Consider the following 3806-nt stretch of genomic DNA (forward strand, 5'->3'; position numbering starts at 1 on the left):
CGCCAGCGGCCGGGCGCAGTCGATGATCGCCTCGCTCGCCGGGCAGTTCGTCCCCCCCGGCGAGTCCTTCTCGATGGCCGATGTCGCCGGCACCGTCTCCGGGGACGTCTCCGCCGACGCGGTGGCCACCGCCCTGTTCAACGCGGCGTTCGAGTCCGGGGCGCAGGGGCTGGTCCGGACGGGTCGAGGCGTCGACGGGGCGCAGTTCCCCGCCGGCCGCGACGCCACCGCGTCCGCGGACGTGGGCTTCCGCAACGATCAGGGGACCGGTCTCGTGATCGACGCCTCCGGTGGTGGCGGTTCGGTCACCGTCAGACTGTGGGGGACCCGCGAGTACACGGTCCGGGTCTCGACCGCGCCCCGGGCCGACCTCCGGCGCGCCGAGACCCGCGTCGTCACCAGCGGCGGGTGCACCCCGGACCCGGGTGCCGACGGGTACACGGCCCGGGTCACCCGCGTGGTCCAGCGGGGCGAGGAGACGGTCAGCACCGACACCGTGTCGTCCACCTATGCGCCCCGGGTCCGGATCGAGTGCAGGGTGGAGAGTCCGGCACCCGCGGACGAGCCGCCCGGCCCGGTCGCGCCGCCGCCGGTGCCGGACGACGCGATACGGATCCCGGGTCTGCCGGAGTTCCGGATACCGGTCCTGCCCGGCAACTGACCAGTCCCGCCGCACCGCACAGCACCGCCGCGGATCCGGTGATGCACCCGAAATGCACGGATCCCCGGGGGTCGTGCGGCGTGTCGGGACCGAACACGATGCACAACCCCCGGGGAACGCGGGGCGTGGTCAGCGGTGGATCAGAACGCGGCCTCGTCCAGCTCCATGAGCTCGCTGCCGAGGCCGGCGACGATCCCGCGGGTGGCGGTGATCAGCGGGAGCTCGTTGTTCGCGAACCACTTGGCGGCGGCGATCTTGCCGTTGTAGAAGCCCTTGTCGGCGTCCGACGCGCCGTCCAGTGCCCCGAGGGCGACCTCTGCGCCGACGAGCAGTCGCCAGCCCATCATGAGGTCGCCGAACGCCATGAGCAGACGGACCGAGGCCAGACCGATGGTGTAGAGGTGCTTGGGATCCTCCTGCGAGGCGAGGAGGTGGTCGAAGCAGGTGCCGACCATCGCCTCGACGTCGGCGAGCGCGGTGGCCAGGACCTCGCGCTCGGCGGTCAGCTCCGCCGGACCGTCGGCCTCGAGGAACTTCTTGATCTGCGCCGAGACGTGACCGATGGCGGTGCCGCGGTCGCGGGCGATCTTGCGGAAGAAGAAGTCCTGTGCCTGGATCGCGGTGGTGCCCTCGTAGAGGGAGTCGATCTTGGCGTCGCGGATGTACTGCTCGATCGGGTAGTCCTGCAGGAAGCCCGATCCGCCGAAGGTCTGCAGCGACTCGGTGAGCAGCTCGTACGCCCGCTCGGACCCGACGCCCTTGACGATCGGCAGGAGCAGGTCGTTGACGCGGTGGGCGAGCTCGCCGTCGGCACCGGAGACGCGCTGGGCGATCTCGACGTCCTGATGGGCGGCGGTGTACATGTACACCGCGCGCAGGCCCTCGGCGAACGCCTTCTGGCGGATGAGCGCCCGGCGCACGTCCGGGTGGTGGGTGATGGTCACGCGGGGGGCGTTCTTGTCCGCCATCTCGGCCATGTCGCCACCCTGGACGCGCTCCTTGGCGAACTCCAGGGCGTTGAGGTAACCGGTCGACAGGGTGGAGATGGCCTTGGTGCCGACCATCATCCGGGCGTGCTCGATCACGTCGAACATCTGCCGGATGCCCAGGTTGAGCTCGCCGTCACCGACGATCCAGCCCTTGGCCGGGACCCCGTGGCCGCCGAAGGTCAGCTCGCACGTGGTGGAGACCTTGATGCCCATCTTGTGCTCGACGCCGGTGACGAACACGCCGTTGCGCTCGCCCAGCTCGCCGGTCTCGAAGTCGAAGTGGATCTTGGGGACGAAGAACAGCGACAGTCCCTTGGTGCCCGGGCCCGCGCCCTCGGGGCGGGCCAGGACCAGGTGGAAGATGTTCTCGAACATGTCGTCCGAGTCGGCCGAGGTGATGAACCGCTTGACGCCCTCGATGTGCCAGCTGCCGTCGTCCTGCTTGACGGCCTTGGTGCGGCCGGCCCCGACGTCGGATCCGGCGTCGGGCTCGGTGAGCACCATGGTCGCGCCCCACCCGCGCTCGACGCAGGTGGCGGCCCACTTCTTCTGCTCCTCGGTGCCGTTCTCGTACAGCACGGCCGCGAAGGCGGGGCCGGCTCCGTACATGAACGCGGGGGGGTTGGCGCCGAGCATCATCTCGCCGGTGGCCCACACCATCGCGCGGGGGGCGGGCATGCCGCCGAGGTCCTCCGGCAGACCCATCGACCAGTAGCCGGCGTCGTACCAGGCGCGGAACGACTTCTTGAAGTCCTCCGGCAGGGAGACCGAGTGGGTCTCGGGGTCGAAGACCGGCGGGTTGCGGTCGGCCGAGGAGAAGGACTCGGCGACCGGGCCCTCGGTGAGGGTCGCGACCTCGGAGAGGATGCCCCGGGCGGTGTCGGTGTCCATGTCGCCGAACTCGCCGGCGTCGAGTGCCTCGTTCATGCGCAGGACCTCGAACATGTTGAACTCGAGATCGCGGACGTTGCTCTTGTAGTGACCCATTACGGTCTTCTCCGATCGGAGTGCGGTGTCGTGGCAATGGAGGTGGCCGCGCGGGTCGGCACTGGTGTCCATGGGCGCACCGGAACCTACCCGTCGGTAACAAGACAGATGTTAGTGCGTCGTCAGCGATCCGTCCAAGGTGAGGAAAGACTCTTATTTGCCTGGTGGGCGGCGCGCGGCCGATCGGGCCGCATCGAGCAGGATCGATTTCTCGGCCCGCGCCACGGTCCGCCGGGTGATCTCGGCGTAGTCCGGGGTCACCGACACCGACGTCACGCCCCTGCGGACGAGATGCTCGGCCATCGACGGGTCGGTCGAGGCGGCCTGCCCGCACAGCGAGACCGTGAGTCCCGATTCGTGGCAGCGGTCGATGATCTGGTCGATGAACGCCAGGACCGCCGGGTCCATCGAGTCGAAGAGCTCCGCGCACACCTCGGAGTCGCGGTCCACCCCGAGCGTCAACTGGGTGAGGTCGTTGGACCCGATCGAGACCCCGTCGATGCCCATCGCGGCGTACTCGGGGATCCAGTGGACGACCGACGGGACCTCGGCCATGATCCACCGCTTGAGGCCCGGGTCGCGCCCGAGGGGGTGGGCGTCGATGATGTCCAGACAGGCGCGGAGCTCCCACCCGGTGCGGACGAACGGGATCATCAGGTGCAGGTTGCCGTGCTTCTGCCGAACCCGGGCCAACGCGTCCAGCTCCAGTCGGAACAGGTCCGGTTCCTGCGTGTAGCGGAAGCACCCGCGGTAGCCGATCATCGGATTGCGCTCCTCGGCCTCGACCTCCCCGCCGAGCAGTCCGCGGAACTCGTTGGAACGCAGGTCGGTGGCGCGGTAGACCACCGGCCGGGGCTCGAAGGCCGCGGCGATCGTGCTGATCCCCGAGACCATCCGGTCGACGTACTCCTCCTGCCTCCCCTCGGCGATGAGCGTGCGCGGGTGGACGCCGTCCAGCGCGCTGGTGATGAGGAACTCCGCGCGCAGCAGGCCCACCCCGTCCACGTCCATCGCGGCGACCCTGGCCGCGGCGTCGGGGGTCGCGAGGTTGACGTACACCGCGGTCGCGGTGACCTCGCGGGTCCTCACCTCGGGCGCCCGACCTGCGTCGGCGGGGGCGTGTTCGGCGGCGGCCGGACGCACGGTGCCCGGGTAGACCGCACCGGCGG

3 protein-coding genes are annotated in these 3806 nt (G+C 70.2%); 1 reads left to right on the forward strand and 2 read right to left on the reverse strand.

Annotated features, from left to right (window positions below; genetic code table 11):
* On the forward strand, nt 1-661 hold a 661-nt coding region (locus G6028_RS10250; RefSeq protein ID WP_182658800.1), incomplete at its 5' end, for a VanW family protein.
* Between the two features lie 140 nt (nt 662-801).
* Here G6028_RS10250 and G6028_RS10255 read toward each other — a convergent pair.
* Both G6028_RS10255 and G6028_RS10260 read right to left on the reverse strand, forming a co-directional pair.
* The gene (locus G6028_RS10255) at nt 802-2637 is read right to left on the reverse strand and encodes an acyl-CoA dehydrogenase (RefSeq protein ID WP_182617337.1); all 1836 of its coding nucleotides are present in this window, start codon (nt 2635-2637) and stop codon (nt 802-804) included.
* Nucleotides 2638-2790: 153 nt separating this feature from the next.
* A partial coding sequence (locus G6028_RS10260; protein ID WP_338404194.1) for a putative PEP-binding protein occupies nt 2791-3806 on the reverse strand: 1016 nt, incomplete at its 5' end.

Source organism: Dietzia cercidiphylli, from assembly GCF_014145145.1.
Taxonomy (GTDB): domain Bacteria; phylum Actinomycetota; class Actinomycetes; order Mycobacteriales; family Mycobacteriaceae; genus Dietzia; species Dietzia natronolimnaea.